The 15,750-nt window shown below is 53.6% G+C and carries 16 protein-coding genes; 3 read left to right on the top strand and 13 right to left on the bottom strand.

What is annotated here, in order from left to right:
* Nucleotides 1–22: 22 nt before the first annotated feature.
* The 11 genes from mscL to mmuM all read right to left on the bottom strand — a co-directional run bounded on the left by mscL (nucleotide 23) and on the right by mmuM (nucleotide 9,408).
* Nucleotides 23–499: a large conductance mechanosensitive channel protein MscL gene (gene mscL, locus ACYVUT_RS01615; RefSeq protein ID WP_439776017.1), complete on the bottom strand. Its 477-nt coding sequence runs from the start codon at nucleotides 497–499 to the stop codon at nucleotides 23–25.
* A 110-nt stretch (nucleotides 500–609) separates the two neighbouring features.
* The gene (locus tag ACYVUT_RS01610; protein WP_484501401.1) at nucleotides 610–2,517 is read right to left on the bottom strand and encodes an ABC transporter permease; all 1,908 of its coding nucleotides are present in this window, start codon (nucleotides 2,515–2,517) and stop codon (nucleotides 610–612) included.
* On the bottom strand, nucleotides 2,507–3,271 hold the full coding sequence (locus ACYVUT_RS01605; RefSeq protein WP_484501400.1) for an ABC transporter ATP-binding protein: 765 nt from the start codon (nucleotides 3,269–3,271) through the stop codon (nucleotides 2,507–2,509). The genes ACYVUT_RS01610 and ACYVUT_RS01605 overlap by 11 nt, the downstream gene beginning before the upstream one ends.
* A 78-nt stretch (nucleotides 3,272–3,349) precedes the next feature.
* Nucleotides 3,350–4,333: an ATP-binding protein gene (locus ACYVUT_RS01600; RefSeq protein WP_484501399.1), complete on the bottom strand. Its 984-nt coding sequence runs from the start codon at nucleotides 4,331–4,333 to the stop codon at nucleotides 3,350–3,352.
* Nucleotides 4,323–4,988, bottom strand: coding sequence for a response regulator transcription factor (locus ACYVUT_RS01595; RefSeq protein WP_484501398.1), 666 nt, complete (start codon nucleotides 4,986–4,988; stop codon nucleotides 4,323–4,325). The genes ACYVUT_RS01600 and ACYVUT_RS01595 overlap by 11 nt, the downstream gene beginning before the upstream one ends.
* Before the next feature lie 7 nt (nucleotides 4,989–4,995).
* Entirely contained in the window at nucleotides 4,996–5,826 is an 831-nt protein-coding gene (locus ACYVUT_RS01590; protein WP_484501397.1) for an HAD family hydrolase, read from the bottom strand.
* Between the two features lie 117 nt (nucleotides 5,827–5,943).
* Entirely contained in the window at nucleotides 5,944–6,951 is a 1,008-nt protein-coding gene (locus ACYVUT_RS01585) for an asparaginase (RefSeq protein ID WP_484501396.1), read from the bottom strand.
* Nucleotides 6,941–7,393 carry a MarR family winged helix-turn-helix transcriptional regulator gene (locus ACYVUT_RS01580; RefSeq protein ID WP_484501395.1) on the bottom strand — a complete coding sequence of 151 codons (453 nt, stop codon included), beginning with the start codon at nucleotides 7,391–7,393 and terminating at the stop codon, nucleotides 6,941–6,943. Before ACYVUT_RS01580 ends, ACYVUT_RS01585 begins: the two co-directional genes overlap by 11 nt.
* Before the next feature lie 61 nt (nucleotides 7,394–7,454).
* Nucleotides 7,455–7,718, bottom strand: coding sequence for a chorismate mutase (locus ACYVUT_RS01575; protein ID WP_484499770.1), 264 nt, complete (start codon nucleotides 7,716–7,718; stop codon nucleotides 7,455–7,457).
* 240 nt (nucleotides 7,719–7,958) lie between these two features.
* Nucleotides 7,959–8,420, bottom strand: a complete 462-nt coding sequence (locus ACYVUT_RS01570) for a YbaK/EbsC family protein (RefSeq protein ID WP_484501394.1) — start codon at nucleotides 8,418–8,420, stop codon at nucleotides 7,959–7,961.
* A 55-nt stretch (nucleotides 8,421–8,475) separates the two neighbouring features.
* On the bottom strand, nucleotides 8,476–9,408 hold the full coding sequence (gene mmuM / locus ACYVUT_RS01565) for a homocysteine S-methyltransferase (protein WP_484499769.1): 933 nt from the start codon (nucleotides 9,406–9,408) through the stop codon (nucleotides 8,476–8,478).
* 78 nt (nucleotides 9,409–9,486) lie between these two features.
* Between mmuM and ACYVUT_RS01560 the strand changes: the two genes are divergently transcribed.
* The 3 genes from ACYVUT_RS01560 (at nucleotide 9,487) to ACYVUT_RS01550 (ending at nucleotide 13,357) form a co-directional block, all read left to right on the top strand.
* The gene (locus ACYVUT_RS01560) at nucleotides 9,487–10,881 is read left to right on the top strand and encodes an amino acid permease (protein ID WP_484499768.1); all 1,395 of its coding nucleotides are present in this window, start codon (nucleotides 9,487–9,489) and stop codon (nucleotides 10,879–10,881) included.
* A gap of 150 nt (nucleotides 10,882–11,031) precedes the next feature.
* Complete coding sequence (locus ACYVUT_RS01555) at nucleotides 11,032–11,997, top strand: ATP-binding protein (protein WP_484499767.1); 966 nt, start codon at nucleotides 11,032–11,034, stop codon at nucleotides 11,995–11,997.
* Between the two features lie 94 nt (nucleotides 11,998–12,091).
* Nucleotides 12,092–13,357 (top strand): carboxylate--amine ligase, encoded by a 1,266-nt coding sequence (locus tag ACYVUT_RS01550; protein WP_484501393.1) that lies wholly within the window; start codon nucleotides 12,092–12,094, stop codon nucleotides 13,355–13,357.
* Between the two features lie 79 nt (nucleotides 13,358–13,436).
* Here ACYVUT_RS01550 and ACYVUT_RS01545 read toward each other — a convergent pair whose 3' ends face one another.
* Both ACYVUT_RS01545 and ACYVUT_RS01540 read right to left on the bottom strand, forming a co-directional pair.
* A complete protein-coding gene (locus tag ACYVUT_RS01545; protein WP_484499766.1) occupies nucleotides 13,437–14,201 on the bottom strand; it encodes a nucleoside phosphorylase in 765 nt (254 codons plus the stop codon).
* A gap of 120 nt (nucleotides 14,202–14,321) precedes the next feature.
* Nucleotides 14,322–15,209, bottom strand: a complete 888-nt coding sequence (locus tag ACYVUT_RS01540) for a mucin-binding protein (RefSeq protein WP_484499765.1) — start codon at nucleotides 15,207–15,209, stop codon at nucleotides 14,322–14,324.
* Between the last annotated feature and the right edge of the window lie 541 nt (nucleotides 15,210–15,750).

The following is a 15,750-nucleotide window of genomic DNA, read 5'->3' as shown; positions in this document are numbered from 1 at the left end:
TCGTTTTCTTTTGCCTTTTATTTTATTGTTCAGCCAGTTTTTCTTCCAATTGTGACGTACACATCGGGCAACGGCTGGCTTCGATATCGATCTCGCTCTTGCAGTAAGGGCAGACCTTGGTCGTTGCTTCTTCTTCAGCTTCCTCTTCCTTCTTGATCAAGGACCCGGCCCGGTTGAAGGCCTTGACGATCAAGAACAGGACGAAGGCCATCATCAAGAAGTTGATGACCGCGGTCAAGAACTTCCCGTAAGCCAGGGTCACCCCGGCAAATTTCAGTGAGAACTGGTCAAAATTCATCCCGCCGACCAAACCTAAAAGAGGACTGATGATGTCACTTACCAGGGACTTGACGATGGTGGTGAAAGCACCGCCGATGATGATACCGACGGCCATATCCATCACGTTGCCCTTAGAGATAAAGGCCTTGAACTCCCCGAAGAAGCCCTTGGTAGATTCGACAGCCTGCTGGCCGTCTGGCAAATTAATTCGCTTTGGCATTTTTTACTCCCGAAAAAATATAATCGCTGACTGCTTATTTTGCTATAAATAGCGAACTAATTATATCATTCCCGGGAAAAAGTTGACAGCTGACGGGGAAATTTTTCCCCCTATTCGTTGACGATCCGCCGGTAAACCCGCGTGGTGATCGCGTAGATCAGCAGGTAGAAGGCGAAGACGGCCAAAGTTACCAGGCCCCCTACCCGCAAAAGCAGGGAGCGGTCGTAGACGCCCAGTTCCGACAAAACGGCGGAGACGGCGGGCGCGGCGATCAACAGGTTCACGATCCCGCCCAGCAGCGGGAAGAAGAAAATCATGAGCACCTGGGAGTGAATGGCCTGCACGCTTTCCTTCTGGCTCAGTCCCACCTGCTCCATGGTAATGAACCGCTGCCGGTCAGCGTAAGCTTCCGTGATCTGCTTGAAGTAGATGATCACCGCCGTGGTCAAGATCAAGGCTATGCTGATCATCATCCCGGCCATGATCAGGCCGCCCATGACTGCCGTAAGCAGGGAGGAGCTGGTGGTGTAAGAGGAAGCGTAGATCTTAAAGGAAATGCCGGACAGGGCCCTTTCATACTTGATCCGCTTTTGCTCCTGGTTGTCCCGCAGGCGGTAGTTGTAGGCGTAGTAGTAAGTCCGCCCGCTGGCTGCCGGCAAGGACTTGACGATCAACCAGACCGGCTCAAAAATCGCGCGTTCAGGATTGAATGACCAGCGGTAGCTGCTGACCGGCTTGATCCGGTAATTCCGGTTGAGAACGGTCAGCCGGCCTGGCAGTTTCTTCGTCTTCGAAATTGCCAGCGCCTCATTGGCCCGCAGCTTGACCTTCTGGCCGCTGAGCTTTTCATAGCTGGCCTGGTCCATCATGATCAAGGTCGTGTCGCTACTGCGGCTGATGATCTGCTTGCCAGTGAACTTGCCGCCAGAAATGTAGCCATACCACGGCCGGCTGCTGTAGAAGTCATAAACCTGCCCGGTCCGCGCCTGGTGCTCGCTGCCGATCTTTTGGATGCTGGCCCGGTCCTTGGAAGTAAACGGGCTCTGCTTGATCAAGACGACATCGGTCGGATTCCAGTTGGCCAAAGTGGCTTTCTCGCCGCTGTAGGCACTGATGGAGCCAAACAAAACGACCATGACCGCGCTGACCATCAGGCAGATTGAAGCCAGCCCCGCCCCGTTGGCCTGCATCCGCTGCAGCAGGCCCGAAACGGCGATGAAGTGCTTCGGCCGGTAATAGTAGCTCTTTCTTTTTTGCAAAAACTTCAGCAAAACGATGCTGCCGGAAATGAAGACCAGGTAGCTGCCGGCAACGACCAGGACTACCGCCGTCATGAAGCGGGTAAAGGCCGTCATCGTCGGCTTGGTGGTCAAGGCCTGGTAATAGCCGCTGCCCAGCAGGACAGCCCCCAGCAAACCGAAGAAGTACGGGGTCCGGTGCTTGATCTTGACCGGCTTTTTCCCGGCCTGCCAAAGCTGCTTGGGCGTCATCTTCTTCAAGCGGATGCTGCCCAGGATGAGCAAGAAGAGGTAGATGCCGGCCAAAAGCAGGGCAGTTTTCCCGGCGGCCGCTGGCGAGAACCAGCTTTCCTTGATGCCGGAGATCTGCAGCAGGCGCGCGTAGCCCTGGAAGGCGATTTTTTCAAAAATGCCCCCTAAAAGGACGCTGCCCAGCCAGCTGGCCGCGGCCAGAAAAAGCTGCTCCAGCGCCAGCAGGCGGGTCAGATCCCGGCTGGTCATCCCCAGCATGCTGTAAAGGCCCATCTCTTGCTCGCGCTGCTTGGCGATGAAGCTGCTGGCGTAAAGCATGAAGGCGACCGTCAAAAGCAAGACGAAGGTCTGACCCAGGTTGAGCATAACGGCTGTCATCGCGCCCGCGCTTTGCTTCATCAAGCTGCGGTTGGCCAGCATGGCCCAGATGATGTAGTTAAGCGAGCCCAGAACGGCCGCCGACAAAAGGTAAGGCAGATACAAGCGGCGGTTGCGGCGCAGGTTGGATTCGACAAGTTTACGCAGCATCGTCATCACCGCCCGTCAAAGCCAGCATGGCCTGGTTGATCCGCTCCTGGTAGCCGCGCTGGTCCAGGTCACCCCTGAAGAGCTCATGGTAGATCCGCCCGTCTTTGATGAAGAGGGTCCGGTTAGCGTAACTGGCCGCGGCCGTGGAGTGAGTCACCATGATGATCGTCTGCCCCTGCCCGTTGACTTCATCAAACAAGCCCAGCAGTTGCCGCGAGGTCGCTGAATCCAGCGCCCCGGTCGGCTCATCGGCCAAAAGCAGGTCCGGCCGGGTGATCAAGGACCGGGCCACGGCGATGCGCTGGCGCTGGCCGCCGGAAATTTCTACCGGAAAACGGTCCAGCAGCTGCTCGATCCCCAATTTCGGCGCCAGGTCTTGCAAGCGCCGCTCCATTTCAGAGACCGGCTGCTTGGCCAGAACCAGCGGCAGGAAAATATTGTCCCGGTTGGAGAGGCTGTCGAGCAGGTTGAAGTCCTGGAAGACAAAGCCCAGGTGCTCCCGGCGGAAGCGCGCCGCGTCGTCGGGCTTCAGCTCGTTCAAGTTCTGCTCGCCCAGAATTGCCTGGCCGCTGCTGGCCTGGTCCAAAGTGGCCATGATGTTCAAGAGCGTGCTTTTGCCGGCTCCGGATTCCCCCATGATCGCGACATACTCGCCTCTTTCAACAGTGAAGGAAACGTCCTTGAGGGCCGTTACGGCATTGGCTGACTTTTCATTGTAGACTTTTTTTACATGATTCAATTTTAAAAGCGTCATCGTTTTTCCCCTTTCATTGACTAATACCATTATAAAAAGCTTCCCCGCCCTTTCCTACTTACGGAAATGCGAAGAAGCTTACGATTTTGTAAGGTACTTGACCCGGTCGCCGGGGAAAGTCAGCCGGGCACTGACGCCGCCGTTTTCTGAAGCCAGCCGGGCGCTGAGGCCCAACTGGCCGGCCGCCTGTTTGACGAAATACAGGCCCATCCCGGTCGACTGCTGGCTGCGGTGGCCGTTGACGCCGGTAAAGCCCTTGTCAAAAACCCGGACCAAGTCAGCCGGCCTTATTTCCGGGCCCTGGTTGTGAACCGTCAAAGTCTGGCCTTGAAAGGAAATGACGATTTCCGGCCCGGTCCCGTATTTCAAGGCATTGCTTAAATACTGCTGGATAATGAAGCGGAGCCACTTGCGGTCGGTTAACAGGGCCACCGGCTCCATTTCCAGCCGCGGAACCGTCTTTTTCTCCAAAAAGCTGGCCATGTTCTGCCGCAAAACTTCGTTGACCAGGCTGGCCAAGTTGACCCACTCGAAGTCAAAGTCGTGCTGGCTGGCCGCCAGCCGCTGCCCGTTCAAGAGCAGGTTGAGCTGGTAGTCAGCCTGGACCAGGGGCTGGCGGAGCTTGGCGCTGGGCACTTGATCGCCCTGGCTGCACAGGCTCGTCAGTTCGGTCAGGGAGTTCTTGATTTCATGAGCCAGCAGCTCCATCTGTTCAACGGCTTCCTTTTCTTCCAGCTCCTTGGCCGCCAGATCCTGCCGGTGCCGGCTGGCCAGCAGCCGCGCCTTTTCTTCAAAGGCCGTTTCGCCCGGACTAACCGCTGCCTGGCCGCCGGTCCCGTCCCAGTCCGCGATCTGCTTGACCTGCTTGCGGCACCAGAAGAAGTCAGCCGCCAGATATATGAGCAGAAAAGGCAGGCTGTAGCGGAGCAAATCGCCCGCCATGGCCGCCGGCTGGCCGTACAGCAGGCTGATCAGCCAGGCCAGCAGCAAGAGCAGGACATACATGACCAAAAGCGCCGCCTGCTTCTGGAAGAATTTCCGCCAAAAAAGCTTAGTATTCAAACCGGTAGCCGATCCCCCTTTCCGTAATCAGGCAGCCGCTCAGGCCCAGCTGGGCCAGCTTGGCCCGCAGGCGGGAAATGTTTACGTTGAGCGTGTTTTCATTGAGGTACTTGCCGCCCTGCCAGAGCAGTTCCAGGATTTCCTGCTTGGAAACCGTCGCCTGCCCCCGCTGCAGGAAGATCTGCAGCATGGCTCCTTCCGTCGGGGTCAGCTGGACGGTCTGCCCATCTTTGGTCAGGTCCCCGGTCAGGCTGTTGAAGGTCGCCCCGGCAAAAGTCTGCTGCTCGCCGCGCCGGCCCCGCCGCCTGAGAAGCGCTTGAATCTTGGCCACCAGAACCGTCGCGGAAAAAGGCTTCATTAGGTAATCGTCCGCCCCGGCTGAAACGGCGTGCATCACATTGGCATCGATATCAGCCGCGCTAATCACGATCAAGGGTGCGTCGGTGACCCGGCGGATCTCCTGGATCCAGTAAAAGCCGTCAAAACTGGGCAGGGTGATGTCGCACAGGATCAAGGCTGGCCGCGCCTGCTCGGTTTCCCGGGCCACCTGCTGCCAATTTTTGACCGTAACGACCTGGTACTGCCACTTTTTCAAGCTGGCCGCGATGTTTTCGATGATCTGCGGATCATCTTCTATCAGCATGATTTTTTCCATGGCCGCCTCACTCATAATCCGGCAAAACCCAGCGCTCAATCGCTTCCGCGACCGCTCCCTGGTCAAAGGTCTTTTCCGTGATCCGGTCGCATTCTCCCCGCATCTCCGGGCTGACGTTGGCCACTCCGACGCCGGTGCCGGCGGCCCGGATCATGGGCAGGTCGTTGAAGCTGTCGCCGATGGCCATGGTCTCATCCAGCTGACAGCCCAGCTCAGCGCATAAAGTCTTCAGGCCCAGCCCCTTGTTCACCTTGGGCGGGTTGAATTCCAGATAGCGGTTGGATGAAAAGCTCATCTCGCTGACTGCCTCCAGATCCGTCAGGTTCCCGCGCAGCTTCTTCAGCTGCTCAAAGTCCGGGTTGACGTAGAGAATCTTGGCAAACCTGGCCCCGCTTTTTCTCAAAGCAGTCAGGTCTCCGCCCGGCAGCGCGAAGAAAGTCGCCCGCCCCTTGCAAAAGTCGATCTCTTCCTGCGTCAAGGCATAGCCGTAGACCCGGTCTTCGGTGTAGATGTGCATCCCCAGGCCCAGTTTCTGCCCCCGCTTGAAGATTTCCTCGACCAAATCAGCGTCCATCCCCGTAAAAGAGATCAAGCGTGGCCCCTTGTTTTCAAAAACCGCCCCGCCGTTGTAACAAATCGTGTACTGGCCGGCCTGGTCCGTCTGCCCCAGTTCTGCCAAGGTCTGCTTTAATGAGTAAAAGCCCCGGCCTGTAGCGGGCACGAACTTGATGCCCAGTTCCTGGCACTTTTTAATAGCCCGCAGGTTTTCCTCCACTACCCGGTTGCCCGGCCCAAGCAAGGTCTCATCTAAGTCGCTGGCAATCAATTTGATCATCATTTTTTCCTCCTGACTCATCATCTTTCTACCACCATAATAGCGTTTTTAAGAGCGAAAAGAAAAGCAAAATGGAAAAGGAAATGGAAAGAGAAAATAAAAAAGCTGCTTTACAGCAGCTTAATCGGTGATGGTTACCTCACCGGCAATATCCTTGTTGAAAAAGGCCCGGACGTCAGTCAAGTCCATCCCCTGGCCCAGGGCCCACATCAGCTTGGTCACGGCACTTTCACTGGTCATGTCCCGGCCGCTGATCGCCCCTTCCAGCATGGCTGCCCGGCCAACCTCGTACTTGGTCAGGTCAGTCCGTTCGTACAGGCACTGGCTGCAGGCCACCACGGGCACTCCCCGCTTGATGATCTCGCCAATCGCCTTAACCATGTTCCGCCGCATGTAGTTCATGCCGCCGAGGCCATAGGCTTCGATGACGATCCCCTTGACCCCGCTGTCAACCATGGCGCTCAAAACGGCCGGGTCAAAGCCAGGGAAAAGCTTGATCATGGCCACCTGGGTCTCCACCTTGGTGTTCAAAGTGCAGATGGCGTGCTCACTTGGCACGTATTCAAAGTCCTTGTGCTTAATGTCGATGCCGTCTGAGGTCACCATGGCTACCGGGTCGACATTGATGCTCTTGAAGGCGTCAAAACCGGTCGTCCGGATCTTAACGCAGCGGCAGCCCCGCATGATCTGCCGGTTAAAGGCAATATAGATCCCCGGCTTGCAGGTTGCTGCCGCGGCAAAAGCAACCCGGAGGTTGTCTGGCGCGTCGCTTAAGATGGCCTGCATGGGCACCTGGCTCCCGGTTAAAACAACCGGCAGGTCGATCCCTTGCAGCATAAATGTGAGCATAGACGCCGTGTAAGCCATTGTGTCAGTCCCGTGGGAGACAACAATGCCATCAAAGCCCCGGCGCAATTTGTAAATCTGTTCGGCGATAAAAGCCCACTCTTCCGGCTGGATATTGGAAGAGTCCAAAGACAAAATGTCCTTGACCTCGACTTCATAAGGCAGACCGCCCAGGGTATGGAGCAGCTCCGCCCCTGACTGGCCTGGAATCAGCCCCTCTTCTGACGCTACGGACGCGATTGTCCCCCCAGTCGACAGCAGCAAAATTTTCTTATTGGTCATCTTTTTCCTCACTTGCTTCGCGGTCTTCCTCAGCCAAAAGCTCATACAAACGGTCCAGGTACTTTTCCAGCTGGCTTAATTCCTGCCGGCTGTAGAGCTGCTCCACCTTTTCTTGCAGCTTGTGCATCCCTTTTTTAGCGCTCATGCAGATCTGCCGGCCTTCCTCGGTCAAGCAGACGATCTTCACCCGCTTGTCGCATTCAGCCAGATGGCTTCTGACATAGCCCTTGCCTTCCAGGCGGCCGACAATCCCGGCCATGGTGGCCTGGGCCACTTCAAAGTGGTTTTCCAGCTGCTTTAAAGGCGCCTGGCGGCCTTCACATTTGTCCAGATAAACCAGGCAGTGAAACTGTGAGAAGGTCAAGCCCAGCTTCTTGAGCTCGCAGTTGCCCCTTTTGGCCATCAAATCATTGATCTTCTTGACTCTTAACCCTAAATCCATCGTTTACTCGGCTCCTAATCTACCAACGATACCTAAGAGCCTATTTTACCATTTTTGCCGGTTAAAAGTCCTCTTCCAGCCGCTTGGCCTGGTCCATAATCTCCTGGTAGACCGCCCTTAAGGCTGCTTCATATTCCGGCCGCTGGGCCAGGCCCGTCACCTTGTCTAAAACCTGCGCTTCTCTTTTCGGGTCAAAAACCGCCTGCCCCTTTTCCCGCTTGAGCCGGCCAACTTCCATGACCAGGTCGTACCTTTTAACCAGAGCCTTGACCAGGTCTTGATCCGCCTGGTCGATTTGCTCTCGCAGCTTGCTTAAATCTGCCATCGTTTTTCCTCAAAAGTCCCCTATTTTCCAAGTATTTTTAAAAAAAGCACCCTTAGTACTTTACGAGATAAAATGAAAGTATTATCATAAAGATGAAAAAATTACGATTAGGTTGAGCGTCACACCAAACGCTGAACTTTATCTGTGGTAAATTGTTATTGTTATCAGTGTAATTTTTCACATCACAGAGAACGCGAACCAGCCGGTTCGCGTTTTTTGTTTCTCTGTTTCTTATTTCTTTTAAGCTGTCTTGGTCACGTCTACCCAGGCCGTGTAGTCGGAGTATTTTTCCAGAGCCGGGATAGTCAAGCGGACAGCGCTGTTGCTCGAGCCGGCTGCCGGGTAGACCTCGGCGTGGCGCTTGAGGGACTCGTCCAAGTAGACCTTGACGCCTGGCTTAACGGCAAAGGGGCAAACCCCGCCTGGAGCGTGACCGATATAGTCTTCCACCTGGTCAAAAGGAATCATCTTGGCCTTCTTGTGGAAGGCGGCCTTGTACTTGTGGTTGTCAGTCCTGGCTTCCCCCGCCATAACGACTAAGATCGGGGCATCGTCGACCAAAAAGGACAGGGTCTTGGCGATCTGGTCCGGTTCGGTATCCAGAGCCTGGGCGGCCAAAGCCACGGTGGCTGAAGACTCGGGAAGTTCAATTACCTTAACGTCAGTATCTTTGAAAAAATCTTTTACTCTTTCAACTGCCATTGTTTAACCTGCTTTCTCTGCTCAAAAAGCTGATGAATCTAAGATTAGAAATATTTTAAAAAGCAGTATAAACCTTTTTGACCGCGGCGGCAAGCCCGGCGATATCTTCCGGCATCGTCGTGCAGCATCCCCCGACCAGTTTTGCCCCGGCAGCCAGCCAGTCACTCCCTGCCTGGCCAAAGTCCGCGGCTTCTGGCGGATAGACCCACTTTTTAACAGAAGGATCGTATTCCGCCCCGGAATTAGGGTAAACGACGATTGGCAATTTGGAAGCGCGGAGATTTTTCACCACATCGACAGTCCAGGCCAGCTTGAAGCAGTTGGCTCCGGCCGCGAAGACTTGAGGATAGCTGCCAACTTCCTGGACCGCTTCAGCTAAAGGCAGGCCCTCGCTGATAGTGGCCGGGTCTTTTAAGGAAAAGCTGACGTAGACCGGCAGGCCCGGGTAATTAGCCGCCAGATAGTCCAGAATGGCTCTGACTTCGCTCAGCTTGGGCTGGGTCTCAATGGCCAGGCAGTCCACCCCGCCGGCAACCAGTTCTTCAATTCGCGGGGCATGGAAGTCCACGTATTTCTCATGGCTTAAGCCGTAGTCCCCCCGGTATTCACTGCCGTCAGCCAGGTAGGCCCCGTAAGGGCCGACTGAACCGGCCACGTAGTTATGGATGCCGGTCTCTTTCTCAAAGTCGTCTCTGGCTTTAATGGCTATGGCAGCTGACTTCCTGATTAGGGCGCGAGCCGCGTCCTCACTTAATCCGTGCTTCATGAAGGCCGGCAGGCTGGCCTGGTAGCTGTCGGTGATCGTAACCCGGGCACCGGCCTTGAAGTACTCCTGGTGGACCCGGTAGACCAGGTCGGGGTTGTCCTGTAGGGCCCGGGCGGTCCAGAGGTCAGAATTGGTGTCTTCGCCCCAGGCTTCTAAGGGCGTGGACATGGACCCATCCAAAGTCACCGGGCCTTGGGCCAGAAGAGTTGGTAAATCTGCCATCGTTTTTTCCTCCATCATGTGCTATCATGTTACTGTTTATTTTAATAAAAAACTAATCTGTTTTGAAGAGGTATTTTTATGGCTCAACAAGAAAAAGTCGACCACCTCGAGCGGAAGATGGAGGCCCGGCACATTCAGATGATCTCCCTGGGCGGGGTCATCGGGACCGGTCTCTTCTTAAGCTCGGGCTATACCATCAGCCAGGCTGGCCCAATTGGCACGATTATTGCCTATTTCTTCGGGGCAATCCTGGTTTACGCCGTCATGCTCTGCTTAGGTGAATTGTCAGTGGCCATGCCCTACACGGGTTCCTTCCACGTTTACGCTAAAAATCTGCTTAACCCGGCCACCGGCTTCACGGTCGCCATTCTCTACTGGCTGACCTGGACTATTGCCCTGGGCAGCGAGTTCACCGCGGCGGGGATCATCATGCGGCACTGGTTTCCAAGCGTCCCCGTCTGGATCTGGAGCCTGGTTTTCATGATTTTGATTTTCCTCTCCAACTTCTTCTCGGTCAAGATTTTCGCTGAAAGCGAGTTTTGGTTCGCGGCCGTCAAGGTAACCGCCATCGTCGCTTTTATCATTTTAGGGGGACTGGCAGTCGTTGGGGTTATTCCTTTAAAAGGCAGCCAGGGGGCGCCAGGCTTGACCAACCTGACTAAAGACGGCTGGTTTCCGACTGGTTTTGGTGGAGTTTTTACCACCATGCTCACGGTCAACTTCGCCTTCTCAGGAACAGAACTGATCGGGATCACGGCCGGGGAAGCCAAGGAGCCGGAAAAGACCCTGCCTAAGGCCATCCACACCACTTTATGGCGGCTGATCATCTTCTTTATCGGTTCCATCTTCATCATGGCCTGCCTTATCCCCTACAAGCAGGCCGGCGTTACCGAAAGTCCCTTCGTCCACGTCTTTAACATGATGGGGATTCCTTTTGCCAGCGATTTGATGAACTTCGTCGTTTTGACGGCCATCATCTCCGCCGGCAATTCCGGCCTCTACGCCTCAACCAGAATGCTCTGGTCCTTGGGCAATGAGGGAACTATCCCGGTTGTTTTCGCCAAGACCAACAAAAGAGGAATCCCGGCTGTCGCCTTGCTGGTAAGCATGCTGGGCGGGGTCTTCTCCCTTTTGACCAGCGTCTACGCGGCTGACACGATCTACCTGGTCCTGGTTTCCATCTCCGGCTTGGCGGTGGTCTTCGTCTGGATGGCGATCGCCCTGTGCCAGCTCAAGTTCCGGCAGAAGTGGCTGAAAGAAGGGCATACGGAAGGCGAGCTCAAGTTCAAGACTCCTCTCTATCCCTTCACGCCTTGGTTTGCCTTTATCGCCAGCCTGGCCTCCTGCCTTTTGATCTGGTTTGACCCTTCCCAGAGGGTAGCCTTGTACGCGACGATTCCTTTCGTCATCTTCTGCTACATCGCCCACCACTTCTATGCCAAGTATCAGGAGAAAAAGCAGACCAGCCTTTAACAGAGCGCCTTCGGGCGCTTTTCTTTTTGCCCGGGGAATCGAATCAAATCAAGTCAATCAAATCAAATCTAATCAAATCACATCATTGACGAGATTGACGCGATTCGCTAAAATATGATTAGATTCAAACTAGTAAAAAGGAGGACCGCCATGCTTACACCAAACGATTCCAGCAGCTTTGAAAACCAGCTTTCTCCCCGGCAGGACTTGACCTTTAACTCCCTGCAGGCCCTTTTTGACCAGCAGGGTCTGCCCTTTACCCCGCCGTCCAGCCAGTTTGGCATCCTCCAGTTCAGTAATTTCGACCTCCTGGTCTCTGACCAGTGCCCTTATACGATCAAGTGCGCTGTTTTTAAGGGACGTGACCAGGATGAATTCCTGGACCGGCAGGAGTTTACCGGGTCCCTGGCGGCCCAATTCCAGCAGGTCTACGCTTTTTTGGAAAAGCACAACCCCGTAGAGAGCCAGATCAAGGGCCTTTACCGGGAAGACCGGCCAGCCTACCCCAAGCAAGCCTTAAGAGAAGCCTTGATGAACGCGATTATCCACAGGGACTACAGCAATCCGGCCAGCAGTCTGATCAACTTATACACAGACCGGGTGGAATTCATTTCTTTTGGTGGCCTCATGCCCGGGATTACCCTGGAAGACATCCAGCTGGGCCTGTCAGTTTGCCGGAACAAGCGCCTGGCTGACCTCTTTTACCAGCTGAAGCTGGTGGAATCTTACGGAACAGGGTTAGCCAGAATCAAGAGTGCCTACAAGGGCAGCCGCCTTGCGCCCCAGATTTTGGCCGCTCCCAGCTCTTTTAAGGTAGTCCTGCCCCATTACGAGGCGGCTGTCAAAGCGGCCCCCAAGCCGGTCAAAAAGGCGGCTGGGCCTGCCCCCTCCCCTAGCCCAGCTCCCAAGCCAAAGGCCAGGGCAAGCGGCAATGAAGAAGCCGTTTTGGCTTTTGGCAAAGAACATGGGGAATTTATCAGAAGCGACATTGAGGAGCTCTTAGGGGTCAGCCCGGCTACGGCGACCCGGCTCTTGCGGCAGATGGAAAACAGCGGCTTGGTCCTCAAGCGGGGCAAGGCCAAGGCCATCCGCTACCGGATCAGCGAAAATTCCTAAGCAAACAGTTCAGTTCCTGCCTAAACGTGCTAACATAGGTAGGGACTTTTTTCATCCAAAAAATTACAATCCATATAGAAATCTGGCAATAATCATGCAACAATTTACTCCGATTCTTTTAGGCAGCGACATCAACGTTTACGGGATGGCCCGGTCCTTCCATGAGGCTTACGGGATCAAGGTCCAGGCCTGGGGCGCGTCCACTTTGGCCCCGACCCGGTATTCAAAGATCGTTGACATCGAGGTTCACCCCGGCTTTACTGAAGACCCGGAATTCATCAAGGTCATGCGCGAGAAGATCAAGGAATACAAGAATCACCCGGAACCGGTGATCTTGATCTCTTGTGGGGACGGCTACTCAGAGCTTTTAGCCAAGCACAAGCAGGAGCTGGAAGAGGCCTTCATCGTTCCTTATATCGACTACTCCCTCTTAGAGAAGCTGATCTCTAAGGAGGGCTTCTACGAGGTCTGTGAAGAATACGGCCTGCCTTACCCGAAGACCAAGATCATCACTATGGCCGCTTACAAGGACGGTTCTTACGCCGACGTGCCTTTCCCCTTCCCGGTCGCTTTAAAGCCGGAGGACCCGGTTTCCTGGCTGGACGTCCAGTTTGAAGGGCGGAAGAAGGCTTTTGTCATCAAGGACATGGCGGAATTCAAGGATATTGTGGGCAAGATCTACAAGAATGGCTATAAAGCAGACTTGATCCTGCAAGACTTTATCCCAGGCGACGACTCCAACATGCGGGTCTTGAATGCTTATGTGGATAAAAACCACAAGGTCAAGATGATGTGCTTGGGCCACCCGCTCTTGGAAGACCCGGACCCGATCGCTATCGGCAACTACATGGTGATCGCGCCGGACTATGACGAGAAGCTCTACCAGACTGTCCAGGCCTTTTTGGAAAAGATCAACTACACGGGCATGGCCAACTTCGACATCAAGTACGACGTCCGCGACGGCCAGTACAAGTTCTTTGAAATCAACCTCCGGCAAGGCCGGTCCAGCTTCTACGTCACTTTGAACGGCTACAACCTGGCCAAGTGGTATGTGGACGACTATGTGGAAGACTCACTTAAGGACCAGCCGGTTGTTTACGGCAACCAGGATCCGGCCAAGCACAAGCTCTGGTTAGGCGTGTCAGCTAAGATTTTTGAACAATACGCGGTCGACTCCCTGGCCAAAAAGGAAGCATTGGCGCTTCTCCGGGCCGGCAGAGTGGGCACCACGGTCTTCTATAAACCGGACATGAACGTCAAGCGCTGGCTCTTGATGAAGCACATGTACCACAACTACTACAAGGATTACCAGAAGTACTTCAGGGTCAATAAAGAACAGTACTTCGAGAAAAAGAAGTAAGAAGCATAAACTTATGCACAAGAAAAAGAGGAAGCTCACTTGAGTTTCCTCTTTTTTGCATGATATTTTTCTGTCCTGTTTAAAAGCTGTGGATAATCCGCAGGCAGATGTGCAGGGCTTTTGCTTGGGAATCTTGGCCCCAATCGCGGTCATCATAGGCCTCTACGTTAGCCAGGGAATCAGCCGTGTAAAGCAGCTGGCCGAATTCAACGCCGCGTTTGGCGCTAACAGCGGCCATTGAGGCGCACTCCATCTCTACCACCTGGCAGCCTTCGCTGCGCCGGTATTCAACCATGTCCTTGGTTTCCCGGAAAAAGCCGTCAGTCGTCCAGGTCGTGCAGTGTTCAAAGGGCAGTCCCTGCTCTTTTAAGCCTTGGCCGATTTTTTCAACAGCTGCTGGATCAAGGTCCACGTAGCGGCTGGCTGGCAGGTACTTGTAAGAAGTGCCTTCATCTCTTAAAGCCCGGGTCGGGATCAAGAAGTCGTTTTCCTTGATGTCCACCAAGGTCCCGCAAGAGCCAACAGCCAGAAACTTTCGGCAGCCAAGGGCGATCAAGGCATCCATGAACTGCGCCGCCGCGGGACCGCCTAATGGCGCCCGGCATAAGCACAGCTGCTCACCTTGGTTCTCAATGACATAGATCGGCCGCAGGCGGTCAATCGTAATAAAGTGGTCAGCCACTGTTGCCTTAACTTGCTCGGCATACTTATCGACTTCGTCTCCTAAGAAGGCAAAGAGGCATTTTTCCGGCAGCCTTACGCCTTCATTATCATGGCCTGGTTTCAGAACCTCCTGGGAAACTGGGTCGTATTCCAAAATCGGCAATTCGTTTTTCTCGATCATAATCTAGTCCTTTCCAGTTTAAGCAAGTTAAAGTATAGCAAATTTTTGCCAAAAGAAAGGAGTCAGTTCCGGATTGGAACTGGCTCCTTTTTGGATGCAGAGATTAAGTTGAGATGATGACTAAGCGTGGAATTCGATTACGATGCAAACCATAGCGTTGCTGCCAGTGCCGTAGTGGCCTACGCCGATGTAGGCAGTGTGGTTGCCGGAGTCGACCATCATCGTGTAGTGTTCGTAAGTACCGCTGATGTTGGTGATGTTCTTTCTAGTCTTCTTAACGACGATTGCTTGGTAGTCATCCTTTTCTGCCTGCATGTTTTCAGTGAAAGTGCTGGTCAGGCTGGACTTCATTTCAGCCGTAGCGTCGCCGCTTTGCGCGTTGTAGTAGCAAGCGTGCAGGGTTTCGCCGCCGTGGTAGATGATCTTGCCGTTAACGATCGGGTAGGTGTTGAGGTAGCTTGGCAGGGAGTTGTAGCCGGAGTGGTCGTAAGTCCCGGTAGTAACGTACTGCTTTGCCTTGGCAGTAGCCCGCTTGTCAAGAACGGCGTTGTACTTGGAGCTCATCTTGACTGCCTTGACGCCTGCCTTAGCCCGGAAGCTGTTGACAACGTTCAAAGCTGCCTGACGGAGTTGGCTTTGGCTGCTCAGACTGCTGTCGGTGCTGGCCTTAACGGCTGCCTTCTTGGTGTTGTTAGCCTTGTAGGTGATGTTAACAGTCTGGCTCTTAGTCTTTGAGCTTACCTTGACTGCCTTGACAGTCTTGGTGCTGGCCTTGTAGCCGGCAGCCTTAGGAGCCTTGTAGGACTTCCAGCTGGAAGTGGTCCACTTGCGGCCCTTCTTCTTTAAAGTAGCAGTTTGCTTAACCTGGCTGTACTTGCCTGGCTTGTAAACCTTGATGGTCCGGGTAACCTTCTTGGTAGTGGTCTTAGCGTAAACCGGATTCGTGGTCGTGGTTGCCAGCCCGAGGAGGGCTGCCAGAGCTGCTAAAACTGTGATTTGCTTTCTCATAATAGATCACCTATTTCCACTTAATTTCTGCTATTAGTTATCTCTTATCTTTCGACTAGAATTATAGCAGGGTTTTAAGGAAAAAGTTATAGTTTCTTGGTATTTTTTATAAGCTTTTACTTATCAGTGTAAAAATGAGGCTTCTTTCTCAGTATTCAAGAATCTATAACCGTTGATTTATCAAACTTTAAGCCCACTAACTTATCCAGCTGCTCTAAAGCACTGATTTAAAGCAAATGTAAAGGGATGCAAGATTTATTTTTGAATATTTCTAATTAGTTTAAACTTATCAAAAATATAATGATTAACCTAACACATTTTCTAACCAGCAAAACCGTCAAGTTATCACTATAACCATAATCTTAAAAGTTGCATTTACAGGCCCACTATAACTATTAGCTGAAAATTATTATTTAAAACTAATGAGATAAACCGGATACAACAGCGGTTTGATTATCTAAAAGTTATTATCATAATCTGCCGACGCTTTTTAAGGCAAAAAAACAGGCCGCTGCTTATCTTTTTTAAGCAACAGCCTGTG

This window comes from Lactobacillus sp. WILCCON 0059 (genome assembly GCF_057197985.1).
Note: the sequence above shows the minus strand (reverse complement) of the source record. Positions and strands in the feature narration are given on the sequence as shown.